The sequence below is a fragment of the Rhodoferax sp. GW821-FHT02C08 genome (assembly GCF_059421805.1).
This window is the reverse complement of record NZ_JBWKVR010000005.1, coordinates 324,221-340,308: the sequence shown is the minus strand read 5'-3', so window position 1 is coordinate 340,308 and position 16,088 is coordinate 324,221. Positions and strand designations below refer to the sequence as shown.

General features: G+C 63.9%; 15 protein-coding genes. 3 read left to right on the top strand and 12 right to left on the bottom strand.

What is annotated here, in order from left to right; translation table 11 throughout:
• Window positions 1-232 precede the first annotated feature (232 nt).
• Window positions 233-460, top strand: coding sequence for a SlyX family protein (locus AC07VY_RS08970; RefSeq protein ID WP_495073977.1), 228 nt, complete (start codon window positions 233-235; stop codon window positions 458-460).
• A gap of 110 nt (window positions 461-570) precedes the next feature.
• Here the strand turns inward: AC07VY_RS08970 and AC07VY_RS08965 are convergent, their stop codons facing one another.
• The gene (locus tag AC07VY_RS08965) at window positions 571-1,509 is read right to left on the bottom strand and encodes a dihydrodipicolinate synthase family protein (protein ID WP_495096922.1); all 939 of its coding nucleotides are present in this window, start codon (window positions 1,507-1,509) and stop codon (window positions 571-573) included.
• Window positions 1,510-1,619: 110 nt separating this feature from the next.
• Between AC07VY_RS08965 and AC07VY_RS08960 the strand changes: the two genes are divergently transcribed.
• The gene (locus AC07VY_RS08960) at window positions 1,620-2,546 is read left to right on the top strand and encodes a LysR family transcriptional regulator (protein WP_495096923.1); all 927 of its coding nucleotides are present in this window, start codon (window positions 1,620-1,622) and stop codon (window positions 2,544-2,546) included.
• Between the two features lie 22 nt (window positions 2,547-2,568).
• Here the strand turns inward: AC07VY_RS08960 and AC07VY_RS08955 are convergent, their stop codons facing one another.
• The 9 genes from AC07VY_RS08955 to AC07VY_RS08915 form a co-directional block, all read right to left on the bottom strand.
• Window positions 2,569-4,155, bottom strand: a complete 1,587-nt coding sequence (locus AC07VY_RS08955) for a methyl-accepting chemotaxis protein (RefSeq protein WP_495096924.1) — start codon at window positions 4,153-4,155, stop codon at window positions 2,569-2,571.
• A 144-nt stretch (window positions 4,156-4,299) separates the two neighbouring features.
• On the bottom strand, window positions 4,300-5,409 hold the full coding sequence (locus tag AC07VY_RS08950; protein ID WP_310376963.1) for an ABC transporter substrate-binding protein: 1,110 nt from the start codon (window positions 5,407-5,409) through the stop codon (window positions 4,300-4,302).
• Between the two features lie 17 nt (window positions 5,410-5,426).
• Window positions 5,427-6,536 (bottom strand): ABC transporter permease, encoded by a 1,110-nt coding sequence (locus AC07VY_RS08945; protein ID WP_116608885.1) that lies wholly within the window; start codon window positions 6,534-6,536, stop codon window positions 5,427-5,429.
• Entirely contained in the window at window positions 6,533-8,068 is a 1,536-nt protein-coding gene (locus AC07VY_RS08940; protein WP_495096925.1) for a sugar ABC transporter ATP-binding protein, read from the bottom strand. Before AC07VY_RS08940 ends, AC07VY_RS08945 begins: the two co-directional genes overlap by 4 nt.
• Window positions 8,065-8,994 carry a YncE family protein gene (locus AC07VY_RS08935; protein ID WP_495096926.1) on the bottom strand — a complete coding sequence of 310 codons (930 nt, stop codon included), beginning with the start codon at window positions 8,992-8,994 and terminating at the stop codon, window positions 8,065-8,067. Before AC07VY_RS08935 ends, AC07VY_RS08940 begins: the two co-directional genes overlap by 4 nt.
• Window positions 8,995-9,000: 6 nt before the next feature.
• Window positions 9,001-9,915: an SMP-30/gluconolactonase/LRE family protein gene (locus tag AC07VY_RS08930; RefSeq protein ID WP_495096927.1), complete on the bottom strand. Its 915-nt coding sequence runs from the start codon at window positions 9,913-9,915 to the stop codon at window positions 9,001-9,003.
• A 64-nt stretch (window positions 9,916-9,979) separates the two neighbouring features.
• Complete coding sequence (locus tag AC07VY_RS08925; protein ID WP_495096928.1) at window positions 9,980-11,008, bottom strand: c-type cytochrome; 1,029 nt, start codon at window positions 11,006-11,008, stop codon at window positions 9,980-9,982.
• Between the two features lie 4 nt (window positions 11,009-11,012).
• Window positions 11,013-12,185 (bottom strand): L-rhamnonate dehydratase, encoded by a 1,173-nt coding sequence (locus AC07VY_RS08920; protein ID WP_495096929.1) that lies wholly within the window; start codon window positions 12,183-12,185, stop codon window positions 11,013-11,015.
• A gap of 15 nt (window positions 12,186-12,200) precedes the next feature.
• Window positions 12,201-13,214, bottom strand: coding sequence for a 4-hydroxythreonine-4-phosphate dehydrogenase PdxA (locus AC07VY_RS08915; protein WP_495096930.1), 1,014 nt, complete (start codon window positions 13,212-13,214; stop codon window positions 12,201-12,203).
• A gap of 220 nt (window positions 13,215-13,434) precedes the next feature.
• Here AC07VY_RS08915 and AC07VY_RS08910 point away from each other — a divergent pair, with 220 nt between their 5' ends.
• Window positions 13,435-14,310 (top strand): LysR family transcriptional regulator, encoded by an 876-nt coding sequence (locus AC07VY_RS08910; protein ID WP_495074219.1) that lies wholly within the window; start codon window positions 13,435-13,437, stop codon window positions 14,308-14,310.
• A gap of 58 nt (window positions 14,311-14,368) precedes the next feature.
• On the opposite strand, the gene phhA is transcribed toward AC07VY_RS08910, so the two are convergent.
• Together phhA and AC07VY_RS08900 are read right to left on the bottom strand one after the other, a co-directional pair.
• A complete protein-coding gene (gene phhA / locus AC07VY_RS08905) occupies window positions 14,369-15,247 on the bottom strand; it encodes a phenylalanine 4-monooxygenase (RefSeq protein ID WP_495096931.1) in 879 nt (292 codons plus the stop codon).
• A 3-nt stretch (window positions 15,248-15,250) separates the two neighbouring features.
• Window positions 15,251-16,033, bottom strand: a complete 783-nt coding sequence (locus tag AC07VY_RS08900) for a transporter substrate-binding domain-containing protein (RefSeq protein WP_495096932.1) — start codon at window positions 16,031-16,033, stop codon at window positions 15,251-15,253.
• Between the last annotated feature and the right edge of the window lie 55 nt (window positions 16,034-16,088).

Sequence of the window (16,088 nt, the reverse complement as noted above, 5' to 3'; positions counted from 1 at the left end):
GTACTGACTTTGGAAGTCCGGCATAGACAGGCCGGGCTGGAATTGGATGCGGTTCATAGGCATGGGGCACCTCGCACGCAACTGGATGAAACACCAGTATGGCGCATCTGAACCAAAATTCAAGTCTGTCTGAGGCAGGTAGCTAATCAGGGAAAAGTGCTTCTGGTGCACGGGCTGCCTGCACTGGCAGCTCTGCTTTTGATAGCAATTGGCGCGCGGAGACAATAGGCCCATGGAAACCCACCAAGATACCGATCCGCAAGACCAGCGCCTGACCGACCTGGAGATCAAGCTCAGCTATACCGAGCACCTGCTGGAGCAGTTGGACCAAGTGGTGGTGCGGCAACAGCAGCAGATCGACCTGCTGGTGCGCGAGATCGCCCGCCTGCAGCAGCCGTCTACCGACGGTGGTCTGGGTGCGCCGCGCAGCCTGCGCGACGAGTTGCCGCCGCATTACTGAAACGAGTTGCCGCCGCATTACTGAAGCCTGCGGCTAATTCTTAAAGAAATCGGGCACCAGCGCAGGTGTTATCTGCGCTGGCAGCTACTGAAGTTGTAGCAAGCCGAGGTTTACGCCTTCCAACGCAGCACCATCGGATCGAGGCGCTTGGCGGTCTCGATCAGGCCCTTGCGCACTTCGGGGTGCATGGCCGGGAAGGGGTGGCGCGGCGCTTCGCAGTCGATGATGCCACCGGCCTTCATCAGGGCTTTGGCGGTCAGGATGCCGCCCTGGCGGTTTTCGTAGTTGATCAGCGGCAGCCAGCGGGTGTATTCGGCCACGGCATCTTCGCGGCGGCCGGCAGCATAGGCGTCCACGATGCGGCGGATGCCGTCTGGGTAGGCGCCGCCGGTCATGGCGCCCGTGGCACCGGCATCCAGGTCGGGCAGCAGGGTGATGGCTTCCTCGCCGTCCCACGGGCCTTCAATCGCATCGCCGCCCACGCGGATCAGCTCGCGCAGCTTGGAGGCTGCACCGGGCGTTTCGATCTTGAAGTAGGCCACGTTCTTGATCTCCTTGGCCATGCGCGCCAGCAGTGCCACCGACAGGGGTGTGCCGCTGACCGGTGCATCCTGGATCATGATGGGGATGTCGATCGCGTCGGACAGGCTGGCGTAGAACTCGTAAATGCGCTCCTCAGACACGCGGATGGTGGCTCCGTGGTAGGGCGGCATGACCATCACCATGGCGGCGCCGGCGTCCTGGGCGCGGCGGCTGCGCTCGGCGCACACGCGGGTGCCGAAGTGGGTGGTGGTGACGATCACTGGCACGCGGCCGGCCACGTGCTTGAGGATGGTGGTGGTCAGGATTTCGCGCTCTTCGTCCGACAGCACGAACTGCTCGGAGAAGTTGGCCAGGATGCATAGGCCGGTGGAGCCCGCGTCGATCATGAAGTCCACGCAGCGCAGCTGGCTGGGCAGGTCCAGCTGGCCATCTTCGGTGAAGGTGGTGGGTACCACCGGGAATACGCCACGGTAGCGTGCTGTGGATGCGGTGAATGCTTGGGTCATGGTCTCGCTCGGGTAGTTGTGGGCACGAATGTAGTGCGCGGCCTGGGGGCTGTCGATAGAATTCTTTCCATAATGTGATCGCTTTTACGACTATCCCCAACATTCTTGCCATGGCCACCACCACCCACTCCGTACTGAACCGCCTGCGCCTGAAACAGCTGGGCCTGGTGATCGCCCTGGACCAGCACCGCTCGCTGCGCAAGGCCGCCAGCAGCCTGTCGATGACGCAGTCCGCCGCCAGCAAAGCGCTGGTGGAAATTGAAAGCGTGATGGGTGGCAGCTTGTTCGACCGCTCGCGCTCCGGCATCGCGCCCAACGAGCTGGGCCGTTGCGTGGTGCGCTACGCCTGGCTCTTACGCTCCGATGTGGATGCCATGGTGCAGGAGGTGGCCAATCTGCGCCGGGGCCGCGGCGGGCGCCTGCAGGTGGGTGTGATCATGGGCGCCGTGCCCGACCTGCTGGCCAACGCTATCCGCCAGCTGCGCCAGGAGGAGCCGGATGTATCGATAGAGATCGTGGAAGACACCAGCGCGCGCCTGCTGCACATGCTGGACCAGGGCCAGCTGGAGGTGGTGCTGGGCCGCGTGGCAGTCAGCCCACGGCCGGACATGTACCGTTACGAGCCGCTACGTGACGAGCCGCTGTGCGTGGTGGCCGGCCTGGCGCACCCGCTGGCACGCATGCGTAGCGTGGGCCTGAAAGACCTGGCGCCCTACAACTGGATCGTCTATCCCAGCCGCATGCCGCTGCGCTCGCTGCTGGAGCGCGAAATGGGCGATGCCGGCCAGGCCCTGCCGGCCAACCTGATCGAAACCGCCTCCACCTTCACCACCGTGGTGCTGCTGCGCAACAGTCCGGACCTGGTGGCCCTGCTGCCGCGCGATGTGTGCGAGTTCTTCAAGGCGCACAAGCTGCTGAAGATATTGCCCATCACGCTCACCTCGCGCACCCAGCCTTTCGGCATCGTCACGCGTGCCAGCGGCACGCTGTCAGGCGTGGCGCAGCGCTTTACCGAGATGCTGCGTCCGGTGGCCTGATGCATCCAGGCCGTTGGCAAGCTCAGTGCAGGGCCAGGCGGTGCTGTGCCTGATGGGCCGGGTGCGGGCCGCCGTTTTCCAGCCGGAAGAAGCGTACTGACTCCAGCAGCTCGAAAGACTGCCGTTTCAGGCTGCTGGCGGCGGACGCCATTTCTTCGACCAGGGCCGCGTTCTCTTGCGTGAAAGAGTCCATGTGCCGGATCGCATCGCTGATCTGTGACACCCCGGAGGACTGGTCCGCACTGGCCGCGCTGATCTCCTTCATCAGTGTCTCGAATTTGTGTACCGAGCGGGTGATGGCCTCCATGGTGGCTCCGACGCGGTGGATCAGGTTCGAACCGACGTTGACCCGCTCCACGCTGGTGTTCACCAGGTGCTTGATGTCCTTGGCTGCCGCCGCACTTTTGCTGGCAAGGTTGCGGACCTCGCTGGCCACGACCGCAAAGCCACGGCCCTGTTCGCCCGCGCGCGCGGCCTCCACTGCCGCGTTCAGGGCCAGGATATTGGTCTGGAACGCGATCGCGTCGATCAGGCCGGTGATGTCGGAGATTTTTTGCGAGGACTCGTTGATGCCCTGCATGGTCTCGATCATGTGGCTGACGGCCATGGCCCCCTCTTTGGCGTGCGTGGACGCGGTGAGCGCCAGCTGGTTGGCCTGTAGCGAGTTTTCCGCGTTCTGCCGCACGGCGCCGGACAGCTCTTCCATCGATGCGGTAGTTTGCTCCACGGTACTGGCCAGGTTTTCCGTGCGGTCGGACAGGCTCATATTGCCCTGCGCGATTTCATTGGAGGAGTGGGCCACCCCGTCGGCACCCTGCATGACCGTGGTGACGACCTGGACCAGGTTCTGCTGCATGTTTTCCAGCGACAGCAGAATCTTGCCGATCTCGTCCTGGGCCGTGACCCGGATGGGTGTGCCCAGGTCGCCTGCACCTATGCTGTCGGCCGCGGTCACGGCGGCGTGCAGCCCTCTGGATATGCCGCCCGACAAGGCCAGACAGGTAGCGACCGCCACGCACAGCGTTACCACCAGAAAGCCCGCGCCGGTCAGGTAGAGCTGCCGAAAGGCCGCGTCCACCTGCTGCTGTGAGTCCTTGGCAGCGTCGGATTGTTGCTGCACCAGCACCTGGGTGGCGGCCAGCAGCTGGTCGGTCAGCGGCAGAAATTTCTCTTGCAGAATTTCCCGCGAACCGCCGACGTCACCCTCGGAGCGCAGGCCGTTCATTTCATTGCGCACCGCGGTCCACGCGGTGAACAGGGTGTCGAATGTCTTCAGCGTGCCAGAGGCTGCGCTTGGCGTGGCCGACGCCAGCAGCGCCTGGTGGCTCTGCGCGATCTTGGCGTCCGACGCCTGGATGGCTTCGCCAAACAGCTTGCCCAGGCCGCTGCCGTCCGAGAAGCCGATGGCAATGGTGCGTACCGCGTTCTGGCGGATATGGCCGTCCAGTGCGTTGGCGGTCTGCATGGTGTCGTTTTGCTGCAGCATGTCGGCGGAGGCCAGCGAAGCGGTTTGCAGCTTCAGGAAGGCGGCGACCGCAAACAGCACAAAGATGCCCATCACAACCGAAAAACTCACCCCCAATCTTTGCGAGATGCTTAAATTTTTCATGGAGCTCTTTCAGAGGAAGAATCACGTTGGCGTGCGCGGTCCCATGCGCCCAGGGGCAAGCCCGCACTGCTGCTCGGCAGCCTGCGCAGGGGGGCTAGGAGGGAAGGGTGGGGGGCAGCCGTGGCGGGTCTGCCCCCGGGGGGCTTACTTGCCCCAGATCGTCTTGTACTGCGTGCGGTAGCCGTTGTCTGGGTCAAAGATGTTGTTGGGTCCGCCATCCTTGCCCACGTTGTCCGGCGTCACCAGGTGCACCTTGGCAGAGTAGCCAGACCAGGGGGCCTTGGCGAATGCACGGTTCAACTCGTCCACCAGTTGCCAGCCTTGCATGTTCAGTGGTTCGGGCACGGTACCGGCCTGGTAGCGCTTGGAGCGAATGCGTTGGTAGGCGGCTTCCGATCCGTCGCCCGCGGACACGGCCTTGGGTTCGCCATCGCCTTTTTTGCCGGCCGCGCGCAACGTGGGGCCCATGAAGTCGAAATACAGGTCGTTGATGGCCAGCGAGTGCGTCCACTTGTCGCCAAAGCGCTGCAGCAGCGAGGTGGTCAGCTGGGGCATGCGGGTGGAGCTTTCCGAGATCGGGCTGTCTTCAAAGCTCAGCACGGTGCAGCCGCCACACTTCTTGATGATGGCCTCCATGGCGCGGGCCTTGAACATGGCGATCTCGTACTGCGAGTCGGTAAAGATCACCACACCGGCCTTGCCGTTGGAGTCCGCCACCGCCCACGAGGCGGCGGTTTCCGACACGTCAGCAGGCAGGGTGGTCACGTTGGCGAACAGGCCGGCGGTCGGGTTCGGGCCGGGTTGCTCGCCAGAGTGCCAGCCCACCAGTGGAATACCGGCTTTGGCGGCGGCGGCGAAGGCCACTTTTTGTTCCGAGGTGTCAAAGCCGCCGACCACGATGCCGTCCGGTTTCAGCGCCAGCGCCTGGTTCAGCGCGGCGGTGCGTCCGCTGACAGAGCCTTGCCCGTCGATCACCCGCATATTCCAGCCAATTGCCTTGCCGGCTTCCTGCACACCTTGCCAGGTGCCGAGGTGGCCGCCGTTCTTCAAATCACCTGCCACGTACACCACGGTCTTGCCTGCAGCCGCCTTGGGGCCGGTGGTGGGGCCGTCCCATTTGTCGACGGGCACGGTCGCGGCGGTCACGCGCTTTTTTGCCGCGTCCAGAAAATCATCGGCCAGGGCGTGGCCGGCCAGACCGAAGGCCGCGGTGGCCAGCACGATGGCGCGCAGAGGGAATGTCAGTGTCTTCATATTTGTCTCCTGTTGGTTTAGTGGGAATTGACACGGGTGGTTGCGCTGTCGGGTGACGGCGCGGCTGGGGCAACCGCCATATGCAGCTCGGCAATACGGCGTTTGATGGATTGGCCACGCTTGCGCTGTGCGTAGCCTGCGATACCGATGGAGACCAGCAAGGTCAGTCCGTTGAACAAGGGCTCGACGAAGAAGGCGCCGCCAAATTGCTGGATGCCCGAGATGCCTACGGCCAGAATCGCCACGCCGACCAGGCTGCCCCATACGTTGACGCGTCCGGGCCGGATGGTGGTGGAGCCCAGGAAGGCGCCGACCAGGGCCGGTAGCAAGAATTCCAGCCCCACGCCGGCCTGGCCGATCTGCAGCCGCGAGGCCAGCACCACACCGGCAAAGGCCGACAAGGTGCCCGAGGCGACGAAGGCGCCCATCACACATTTCTCCAGCGCAATGCCGTTCAGCACGGCGGCCTTGGGATTCGAGCCGATCACATACAGTGCGCGGCCAATCGGGGTGTGCTCACTGACCAGCCACAGCACCACTGCAATCGCCAGTACGTAGAAGGCGGTGATGGGCAGGCCCAGGAAGTCCGAACCGGCAATGTTCAAGAAGCCATCGGGCAGCTCGCCCAGCACCTGGCGGCCGCCGCTGTGCCACAGCGCCACGGCGTACAGCACGGTGCCGGTGCCCAGTGTGGCGATGAAGGAGTCGATCTGCGCCTGCTCCACCAGGATGCCGTTCAGCAGGCCGAACAGCGCGCCGCACAGCAGCACCACCAGCACCGCCGCAGGCCAGGGCAGGCCGAACTTGGTCTGCAGGCTGATCGCCAGGATGTGCCACAGCACGATGCCGTAGCCCACGGTCAGGTCGATTTTGCCGGTCATCATCGGGATGGTGGCGGCCAGCGCCAGGATGGCGATCACCGATTTGTCGCTGAGGATGGAGCGCAGGTTGAACAGCGTGGGAAAGCTGTCCGGCAGCAGGATGGAAAACAGCAGGATCAGGCCGAGCGCCAGGGCCGGCAGGCCGTATACCGGGATCAACTGGCCGATGCCGGCCAGCAAGCCTTTGTGCTGGCTGTCGAAGGATGGGTCCGGCTCTAGCGCCGTGGCTTTGATGGAACTGCTCATGGTGTGGTTGTCTCCGTTAATTGGCTTGTTGTTGTGTTTTGCTGGCCCGATGCGGCGACCAGCAGGCCGGCCACGCTGAGCGCATCGCCGGTGAGTTCGGTGGCGACCTGGCCGTCGCGGAAGACCAGGGCGCGGGTGCAGACGTTGGCCACCTCTTCGAAGTCGGTGGACACCACCAGCACGCAGACGCCGGCATTGGCCTGCTCGCGCAGGATGTCGTAGATCTGGCGCTTGGCGCCCACGTCCACGCCGGCGGTGGGTTCCTCCAAAATCAATAGCGGCAACCGCAGGTTGATCCAGCGCGCCAGCACTACTTTTTGCTGGTTGCCGCCGCTGAGGTTCTGCACATCGGCCTGCGGCGCGGGCGGATTCACGTCAAACTGCTTGATCAGTGCGCGGGCCTGTTTTTCCTCGGTGGTGCGGCGCAAGCGGGCCAGCAGCGAGCCCAGCACCAGGGCCGGGTTGGGGAACAGGTTTTCCTGCACGCTCAAGTTGGCACCCAGGTTTTCCTCCAGCCGGTCAGCCGCCACCAGGCCCACGCCCAGCGCGATCGCGTGCGCCGGGTTGCGCGGTGCGATGGCATTGCCGCCCAGCAGCATGCGGCCTTGCGACACCTCGGCCAGGCCGAACAGCGCGCGGCTGATAGCCTCGTGGCCGGCACCGCGCAGGCCGATCAGGCCCAGCACCTCGCCCTTGCGCGCATCCAGGCTTACCGGGCCCGCATTGGCCGAATACACCTGGTCCAGCTGCAGCACCACCTCGCGGCTGCGCGCATCGGCCTTGGCCAGGGTGCCGGAAAATTTGCGGCCCACGATCAGCTCCACCAGCTCGGTATCGGTGGTCTGGGCCGTGGTGCGGGTGCCGACCAGCTTGCCGTCGCGCATCACCGCGGCGCGGTCCGAGATGTCCATGATCTCGTCCAGCCGGTGCGATACGTAGATCATGGCCACGCCCTGGCTTTTGAGTTGGCGCAGCAGTTCGAACATGCGCTGCACATCGGCCATCGGCAGGCTGGCCGTGGGCTCGTCCAGTACCAGCACCTTGGCCTGGGTGTCCAGTGCCCGGCCGATGGCCAGCAGCGACTTTTCGGCACGGGTCAGCGTGAAGACGCGGCGTCGCGGGTCGATATCGCAACCCACATGGCCCAGCACGCGGGCGGCGTTGCGCTCGGCCTGCTTCCAGTCGATGAAGCCGCGGCGCTTGGGGAAGCCCATGCCCAGGGCTACGTTCTCGGCCACCGTCATCCACTCCACCAGGCCCAGGTCCTGGTGGATGAAGGCGATGCCTTGCTGGTCCTTGGGCCGGGCGCGCCAGACCGATTCGGCTTCGCCCTGCAGGCTGATGCTGCCCACGTCTTGTGCATAGACGCCGGCCAGGATCTTGATCAGCGTGGACTTGCCGGCTCCGTTCTCGCCCAGCAGCGCCAGGATCTCGCCCTGGAACAGGTCGATGGACACGCCATCCACCGCCTGGGTGCCGCCGAAGCGTTTGCCCAGGTTCTGGATGCTGACCACAGGTGTGCCCGTGCTCATAGCAACACCACCCGAGATACATCGGGCTCGCGCTGGGTGGCGATGAAGCGGTCGAACTTCAGCGTCTCCATGTTGAAGTAGCCGAGCTTGTCGTTATCTTGGCTCACGAATGCCAGGGGCTTGGTGGGGTGGTAGCTGAGCGCAATCGCACGGGCTTCCATGGGGATGTGGGCCAGCTCCTTCAGCGTCACCGGATCGACCACGCTGAGGGAGCGCTCGCCGTAGTTGGTCACCACGATGCGGCCATCGCGGTACAGATACAGGCGGGTGGCGTCGTCGCGGCTTGGCGCAGTGCGCGTCACCTGCATGGTCGCGGTGTCGATGGCGGCCAGGGTGTTGCTCCAGCGGCAGGTGACGTAGAGAGTTTTCTCGTCTTCACTCAACGCATAACCCTCGGGCTTATCGCCGGGCGCGCAGGCCTGCGGGGCGAAGGTCGCGTCATAGGGTTTGATCTTGGTCACGGTGTGCGACAGCAGGTTCATGGCGTAGGCGGTCTGGCCGTCACGCGTCAGCGCGAACAGGTGGGACTTGATGCCGCCGGTGGGCACGGCGCGGCGTGGCGCGGTGTCGGTGGCCGGGTGGTCCAGCACCACCAACTGGGCGCGGTCTTCGCTCAGGGCGTACAGGCGGTCCTGGTCGTCGATCTGCATGCCGTGCAGGCGGTTGAACGGCGCAATGTCGATGGTGCGCGCCAGGCGCTTTTCGGCAATGTCGATCTGGAAGATGCTGGTACCGCCATGGCCCAGGTGGCCCGAGGTCTCCACGCCGTAGTGGCCGATGTAGGCGTAGCGCTGCGCCGCGTCCACCACAAACTCATGCGGAAACTCGGGTAGCTGCACGCTGTGCAAGCGTGTGCCGCTATCAATATCGTAGTAGCTGAAGCAGTGGCTGCACTTTTCCACCAGCAGCAGGATTTCTTTGGACATGGTTTTTCAGTTTCCTCGGGTGTGGAGGGTGATGCGGTACAGCGAGGTGCTGGCCGCGATGAAGAGCTGGTTGCCTTGCGGCCCACCAAAGCAGAGGTTGCCGATCTTTTCCGGCACCGCGATCTTGCCCAGCAGCGTGCCGTCCGGGTGGTAGACCTGCACGCTGTTTTCGCTGCTGGTGTAGATCCATCCCTGCACGTCCAGGCGAAAGCCGTCCGAAAGACCAGGGCTGACTTCGGCGAAGACACGCGGGTTGTGCAAGCTGTTGTCGGCCGCCACATCGAACACGGCGATGTGGTGGTGGCCCTGGCCGGCGGGCGCCAGGGCGGCAGATGTGTCCGACACATACAGCAGTGATTCATCGGGTGAGAAGGCCAGGCCGTTCGGCTCCTGCACCCAGTCACTGGCGGCGGTGAGCACGCCGGTAGCCGGATTGAAGCAAAACACATGGTTCGCCGCTTGCTCTGGCAGAGCCTTGTGGCCCTCGCGGTCGCTGAGAATGCCGTAGGGCGGGTCGCTGAACCAGATGCTGCCATCGCTTTTGACCACGATGTCGTTCGGTGAATTCAGCCGCTTGCCCAGGTAGCGGTCGACCACCACTGCGTCGGCGGTGGTGGCGTCGATCCGGCCGTTGCGTAGCGGTGTGCGCACGATGGCGCGCTGGCCGTGCGAGCAGTGCAGCAGGTCGCCGTTCAGGTCACGGGTGTGGCCGTTGGTGAACTCTACGGCATCACGCCACACGGTCATGCCATCGGCGGCAGACCAGCGCAGCATGCGGTTGTTGGGGATGTCGCTCCACAGCACACAGTTGTCTTCATGTAGCCACACTGGGCCTTCGCTCCAGGTGGCGCCGGTGCACAGGCGCTCCAACTGGGCATCCTGCAGAACCGCTTTCAATCGAGGATCAAGAATGGTGCTCATATCCCAGCCCGTGGAGTCTGTGGAGCCGAGCCAGGCCCGGGAATGAAAGAAAGGGAACGCATGTTCAATAGTGTTCGTTGATATTGCGGAAGGGGCCGAACTTGGCGCGCTGGTAGGCCTGCGGCGGCTGGCCGGCAAAGTTCTCGGGAATCGCAAAGCCTTGGGGGCGTAGCGCCGCATCAGGATAGAGCTTGACCCGGTTCGGGTTCTGCCCGCGCGGCGTGGCGTCGTCGTTCACAAAGGCGGCAATGTCCAGTGCCTCGGCAGGGGTGAGCTGTGGTTTGTCGGCGCTGGCGCCAAACGGCATGGACGCGCGGATGTAGCGTGCCAGCAGCGGCACGGCAAACATATGGCCGGCGTTGTCGTAGGTGTCGCTGCCCGCCAGCGGTGGGAACAGGTAGCCCGCACCGTTGGCGAAGTCCGGCTTGCGCTGGCCGGTGGCGTCCACGCCATGGCAGGCCTGGCATTTGGCGACAAACAGTTTCTGGCCCCGCACCGGATCGGCGGCACGGGCGATGGTTTTCATTGGCAGCAGACCCGCGCCGTCCATGGCCGCACCGGTTCGCGTATCTTGTGCCAGCCAACGCAGGTAGGCCATGATGGACTGGAATTCCGGCGTATCCACCTGGATGGGCACGGCGCCCGCACCAAACATGCCGAGTGCACGCTGCTCCAGCGAAATCACCTTGCCAGACTTGATGTCGAACTTGGGGTAGTCATTGACCGCGTTGACCAGGGGTAGGGTGAACTTCTTGCTGCCGGGCAGGCCGGAGGGGCCGGCTTGGTGGCAGTTGACGCAGTTCAGGCTGTTCCAGTTCATGCGTTTGCTGGCATCGGGGGCCAGCTTGCCCACACGCATCGAGGTGTTGCGCAGGATATCGATGCCGTCGCGGATCTGATCGCCTTCGGGGCCCGCTGGAATGCGCGCCTCACTGGGTTCGCGCCAGGGTTGCTGTGGCCGTGCGGCATAGCGTGCCAGCAGAGCCTGGGCCTCGGCGGTAGGCAAGGCGTCCCCCACCTTGTGTGGGGCCACGTCGAAGGCCTGGGCCAGGCCCGAGGCACACAGCAGCAGAGAGAGAAAAGCACGGCGCATGGGTTTATTCGACGATATTGAACTGGTCGAGGAACTCGGTGTTCAGCGTCAGGCCCAGGCCCGGCGTGTTGTCGTCGAGTTGCACAAAGCCGTTCTCGGCTACCGGTTCGCCCTTGAAGATGTAGTAGAACAGTTCGTTGCCCACTTCCACGTCGAACATGGGGAAGTACTCGCTCATGGGCGAGGCCAGGGTGCTCATGGTCAGGTGGTAGTTGTGCATCTGGCCGGCATGCGGGATGACGGGTACGCTGTAGGCCTCGCACAGGGCGTTGATCTTGTGCGCGGCGGTGATGCCGCCCACACGGTTGGTGTCGTACTGCACCACGCTCACGGCCTTGCGTTCCAGCAGCTGCTTGAAGCCGTAGAGGCTGAATTCGTGTTCGCCACCGCTGATGGGCACGATGTTCATGGCGTTGAGTTCGGCATAGCCGTCGATGTCGTCGGCGATCACCGGTTCTTCCAGCCAGCGCGGTTCAAACTTGGCCAGCTTGGGCAGCATGCGCTTGGCGTATTCCAGGTTCCAGCCCATATAGCACTCAAGCATCAGATCGTTGTCGTAGCCGATGACTTCGCGCACGGCTGCTACCGACTTCAAATTCTCGGCCACGCCCTTTTGCAGATGCGCGGGGCCGTAGCCAAAACGCATCTTGAAGGCGGTGAAACCCTGGTCCTTGAACTTCTGCGCTTCCTTCTGCATTTCATCCAGGTCGGTGCGGTACAGCTTGCTGTAGTAGCAAGGGATTTTTTCCTTGGTGCGGCCGCCCAGCAGCTTGAACACCGGTTTGTTGACCGACTTGCCAAGGATGTCCCAGATCGCCAGATCGATGGCCGAGATGGCGGCCATGGTCACGCCCTTGCGGCCCCAGGCGTGGGTGGCTCGGTACATGCGCTGCCATAGGTATTCATAGTCCCAGGGGTCCTGGCCGATGACCAGCGGTGCCAGGTATTCGTCGATGATGGCTTTGGCGATCTTGGGGGCTAGCGCCACATTGCCCAGGCCGACGATGCCGTCGTCGGTTTCGATCTCCACCACCGTCCAGGAGTGGAAACGGAAGGTGCTCATGCTCTCGGTCTTGGAATACACCAGGTCCATGGCGTTGGAGCAAAAGTTGCCTTGCGGGGGTACGGTCTTGCCCTTCCATTCGAAAACACGGGCGCGGACGGATTTGATTTTCATGCAGAGTCTCCTGTTTCAGTGGTTGTGCGTGGCCAGGCCCATGCGGGCGGCAATGCGGAATGCGTTGTAGGTGGCGTTGACGTCGGCCTTGCCGAGGCCGGCGATGTCATAGGCCGTGCCGTGGGCCGGCGTGGTGATGGGCACGGGCAGGCCGCCCTGCACGGTCACGCCCTTGCTGAAGCCCATCAGCTTGATGGCGATCTGGCCCTGGTCGTGGTACATGGTGACGATGGCCTGGTACTCGCCGTCGCGGGCTTTGAGGAAGATGGTGTCGGCCGGGAACGGGCCCCCCACCGCAATACCTTCTTCGGCCAGTTCACGCACTGCGGGCTGGATGGTGTCGATCTCTTCACGTCCGCAGGTGCCGCCGTCGCCGCCGTGCGGGTTGAATGCGGCCACGGCCACCTTGGGTTGGGTAAAGCCTGCGGCCTGCAGCGAGCGGTAGATCAGCCGCGTGGCATCCTTGATGCGGTCCTTGTTGAGGTAGCTGGCGGCGTCTTTCAGCGGGATGTGCGAAGACACGCGCGAGGTCCACAAATCGCCCAGCGTGTTGAACTCGCAAAAGTAGCTGTTCACGCCCAGGTATTCGGCGAAATGGTGGAGTTCATCTTCATGCTTCAGGCCGCCTTGCTTCATGGCGAACTTGTTCAGCGGGCCGAAGCAGATGGCGTCCACCTCGCGGTGCTTGGCGGCATCCATGCAGGCATTCAGCACGGTCAGCACCGATGCGCCGCCGGCTGCCTGGGCCTGGCTGCGCTGCACTTGCGCGGCGGCGACGGTGTCCATCGCCAGCCAGGCGGCTTGCGTGGTGTCAGCCCGGTTGCGGACCTCGGCGAAGCTGTTCACCGGCTGGGTGGCGACCTGCAGGCCGGCGGTCTTCTGCCCATCGGCCCAGAGCCAGGCGTCTCCGACCAACACGACGTTGGCGTGGCTGAGGGCGTCGGTCTGGCCCAGCAGTCGGGCGATCAACTCGGGGCCGATGCCGGCGGGGTCGCCCAGGGTCAGGGCGACGACGGGTTTCTGTTCCATGGCGAAGGTGCTTTCTTGGTGGTGTTTCCGAGCGGAGACAACCAAGCTAAGGCCGCATGGCGGGCTGCACCTGAATTTGTCTCCGAATACTTTCTTATGGCTGCATCTTAGAAAGTCGATTGATTCCCGTATATTGAAAGTATTTGATGAATCAATTCCTTGGGGTTATCAATTGACAGCCACGACCGACACCACCAGCCAGTTGCTGAACCGCTTGCGCATGCGCCAGATCGCCTTGCTGCTGGCTATAGGCGAGCACCGCACCCTGCACGCCGCATCGCAGCAGATGGGCATGACCCAACCGGCGGCCACCAAGATGCTGCACGAGCTGGAAGATGCCCTGGGCCAGCGCCTGTTCGACCGCGTGGGCCGTGGCCTGACCCTGAACGCGGCTGGCCTGGCGGTGATGGACACTTTCCGCGGCATGCGCGGCACCATGGAGGCCCTGAACCGTGAGCTGCAGGAGCTGCGCCTGGGCGGCGCGGGCAAGTTGTTCATCGGCTGCATCATGGCCGCGTCGCCCGGCCTGCTGACCGACACGCTGATACGCCTGCGCGAGGAGTACCCGCTGCTGTCGATAGAGATTGCCGTGGAGACCAGCGACCGCCTGGTGGAGCAGCTGCGTGAAGGCGCGCTGGACGTGGTGATTGGCCGCATGCTGGGCCCGGCCACGCAGAACCATGTGTTTCGCCCCCTGGGCGAGGAGCCGCTTTCTGTGGTGGTGGCGACCGACCATCCGTTGGCCGAGCGCAGCAGCGTGTCGTTTGACGACATGCTGCAATACCCGTGGATCTTGCAGCCGCACGGCAGCCCCATGCGCGAGGTGCTGGAGCAGGAGTTCCGCGACCACCACACCAGCTTTCACCGGGGGCTGATCGAGACATCGTCCATCCTGACCACCACGAATCTGATCTTCAAGACCCAGATGATTGCGGTGATTCCCGAGTCCAGCGCCAGCCGCTACCAGACCCATGGCCTGTTGAAGATATTGCCCTACACCATCGCCCACAAGCTGGCCGCCTACGGCAGCATTGTGCGCAGCGACCGGCCGGTGAGCGCGGCAGCGGCGCGCTTTTTGGAACTATTGCACTCTTGAATGTTTTGGGCCGCTGGCGCAGAAGATACCTGCGCAGGCAGCTATCAAAAGTGTAGTGTTAGCCCAGTGTGACCAGGCGGTCGCCAGGGGCTTGCGCATCGGCCGTGAGCTCGTCCAGCTTCTTCAGCTGGGCGTACAGCGGCGTGAAATCGGGCGCCGTCAGGTCAAACAGCTGCTGGAAGCTGTCGATGACGAAGTAGGTCTGCTGGTAGCTGTCGATCTTGTAGCGGGTGCGCATGCAGCGCAGCACGTCCAGCAGCAGGCGCTGCGGCTCGGGGCTGCGCACACTGTGCTGCAGCTCGCCGGACGAGCTGAGGATGCCGGCGCCGTAGGCCCGCAAGCCATCTTCCTGGCGCACCAGGCCGAACTCGATGGTGTACCAGTACAAGCGCGACAGTTGCTCGCAAGCTTCCAGACCATGGGCCTTCAGTCCGCCCGCGCCATAGGCCTGCATGTGATCGGCAAACACCGGGTTGAACAGCAGGGGCACGTGGCCGAACATGTCGTGGAACACATCCGGCTCGACGATGTAGTCCATCTCCTCGGGCGTGCGTATCCAGTCCGTCACCGGGAACTTGCGGTTGGCCAGCAGGGTGAAGAACGGCACCTCGGGGATCAGCCCGGGCACGGCCACTACCTCCCAGCCGGTGGCCGGACGCAGCCGTTCATTGATTTCCTCGAAGCGTGGAATCCGGTCTTTCACGCCCAGCAAGGGCAGGGCGGCAATGAATTCATCGCAGGCCAGGCCGGGCACCAGGGCCGACTGGCGCTCGAACAGCTGTCGGTAGGTGTCGTGGTCCTGCGCGGTATAGGCCGCGTAGTTCTGCGGACAGGTGTAGTCCGCCAGCACCAGGCCGTCGCGCACGTAATCGCCACGCGGCGGACGGCTGCCTTCGCCATAGATGACGGGCGCGGGTGGGGTGTTCAGTGCAGCCATGTTTTAGTGCAGCCACTTGTCGGTGGTTGCCTTGTATTCGCCGGTAGCCTGTGCCAGGTGCAGCCACTGGTCCACAAAGGCCTTCATGGCCACGTCGCCACGCGGCAGCAGATAGGCCATTTCGCCGTACTGCAGCGGCTTGTCGGGGTTGACGGCGCACAGGCCGGGCTTGAGTTTTTGCTGCACCAGGGCTTCGGCGGCTTCGGTGACGAACACGTCGGCGCGGCCTTGCAACACTTCGTCAAAAATGGTCAGATTTTCCGGGTGGATGGTCAGCGTGGCCTGCTTGTAGTTGGCCTTGGCAAACTTCTCGTTGCTGCCGCCGGGGTTGGCCACCGCACGCACACCGGGCTTGTCGATGTCGGCCAGGGTTTGGAACTTGGCCACGTCGGCGCAGCGCACAATGGGGGTCTTGCCGTTCACCATGTAGGCGGTGCTGAAGAAGGCTTTTTTCTGCCGGTCGGTGGTGACGGAGATGCCGCCTACGCCGATATCGCATTTGCCGGCCACCAGGTCGGGCAACAGATTGGCCCAGCTGGTTTTGACGAACTCGACCTTGGCGCCCAGGGCCTTGGCCAACGACTGGGTCAGGTCGGCGTCTATGCCCTCGAACACGCCATCGGCCCGCAGAAAGCTGAACGGCTTGTAGTCGCCCGGCGTGCAGGCGCGCAATACGCCGGTTTGCATCACGGTGTCCAGCGTGGAGGCGGTCTGCGCCTGCGCGCCCAGGGCACTGCCCAGGGTCAGTGCGAACAGAGTGGCGGTGCGGCGTAACGAAAGCTTCATGGTGTTCCTGTGGTGGAGTGGGGGAAGGGCGAGAACTGCGATTCACTGTAGTCCC

Bases quoted from the DNA above. Each gene is read 5' to 3' on its own strand.
- AC07VY_RS08970 (WP_495073977.1), top strand. From the start codon at position 233: ATGGAAACCCACCAAGATACCGATCCGCAAGACCAGCGCCTGACCGAC.
- AC07VY_RS08965 (WP_495096922.1), bottom strand. From the start codon at position 1,509: ATGACCCAAGCATTCACCGCATCCACAGCACGCTACCGTGGCGTATTC.
- AC07VY_RS08960 (WP_495096923.1), top strand. From the start codon at position 1,620: ATGGCCACCACCACCCACTCCGTACTGAACCGCCTGCGCCTGAAACAG.
- AC07VY_RS08955 (WP_495096924.1), bottom strand. From the start codon at position 4,155: ATGAAAAATTTAAGCATCTCGCAAAGATTGGGGGTGAGTTTTTCGGTT.
- AC07VY_RS08950 (WP_310376963.1), bottom strand. From the start codon at position 5,409: ATGAAGACACTGACATTCCCTCTGCGCGCCATCGTGCTGGCCACCGCG.
- AC07VY_RS08945 (WP_116608885.1), bottom strand. From the start codon at position 6,536: ATGAGCAGTTCCATCAAAGCCACGGCGCTAGAGCCGGACCCATCCTTC.
- AC07VY_RS08940 (WP_495096925.1), bottom strand. From the start codon at position 8,068: ATGAGCACGGGCACACCTGTGGTCAGCATCCAGAACCTGGGCAAACGC.
- AC07VY_RS08935 (WP_495096926.1), bottom strand. From the start codon at position 8,994: ATGTCCAAAGAAATCCTGCTGCTGGTGGAAAAGTGCAGCCACTGCTTC.
- AC07VY_RS08930 (WP_495096927.1), bottom strand. From the start codon at position 9,915: ATGAGCACCATTCTTGATCCTCGATTGAAAGCGGTTCTGCAGGATGCC.
- AC07VY_RS08925 (WP_495096928.1), bottom strand. From the start codon at position 11,008: ATGCGCCGTGCTTTTCTCTCTCTGCTGCTGTGTGCCTCGGGCCTGGCC.
- AC07VY_RS08920 (WP_495096929.1), bottom strand. From the start codon at position 12,185: ATGAAAATCAAATCCGTCCGCGCCCGTGTTTTCGAATGGAAGGGCAAG.
- AC07VY_RS08915 (WP_495096930.1), bottom strand. From the start codon at position 13,214: ATGGAACAGAAACCCGTCGTCGCCCTGACCCTGGGCGACCCCGCCGGC.
- AC07VY_RS08910 (WP_495074219.1), top strand. From the start codon at position 13,435: ATGCGCCAGATCGCCTTGCTGCTGGCTATAGGCGAGCACCGCACCCTG.
- phhA (WP_495096931.1), bottom strand. From the start codon at position 15,247: ATGGCTGCACTGAACACCCCACCCGCGCCCGTCATCTATGGCGAAGGC.
- AC07VY_RS08900 (WP_495096932.1), bottom strand. From the start codon at position 16,033: ATGAAGCTTTCGTTACGCCGCACCGCCACTCTGTTCGCACTGACCCTG.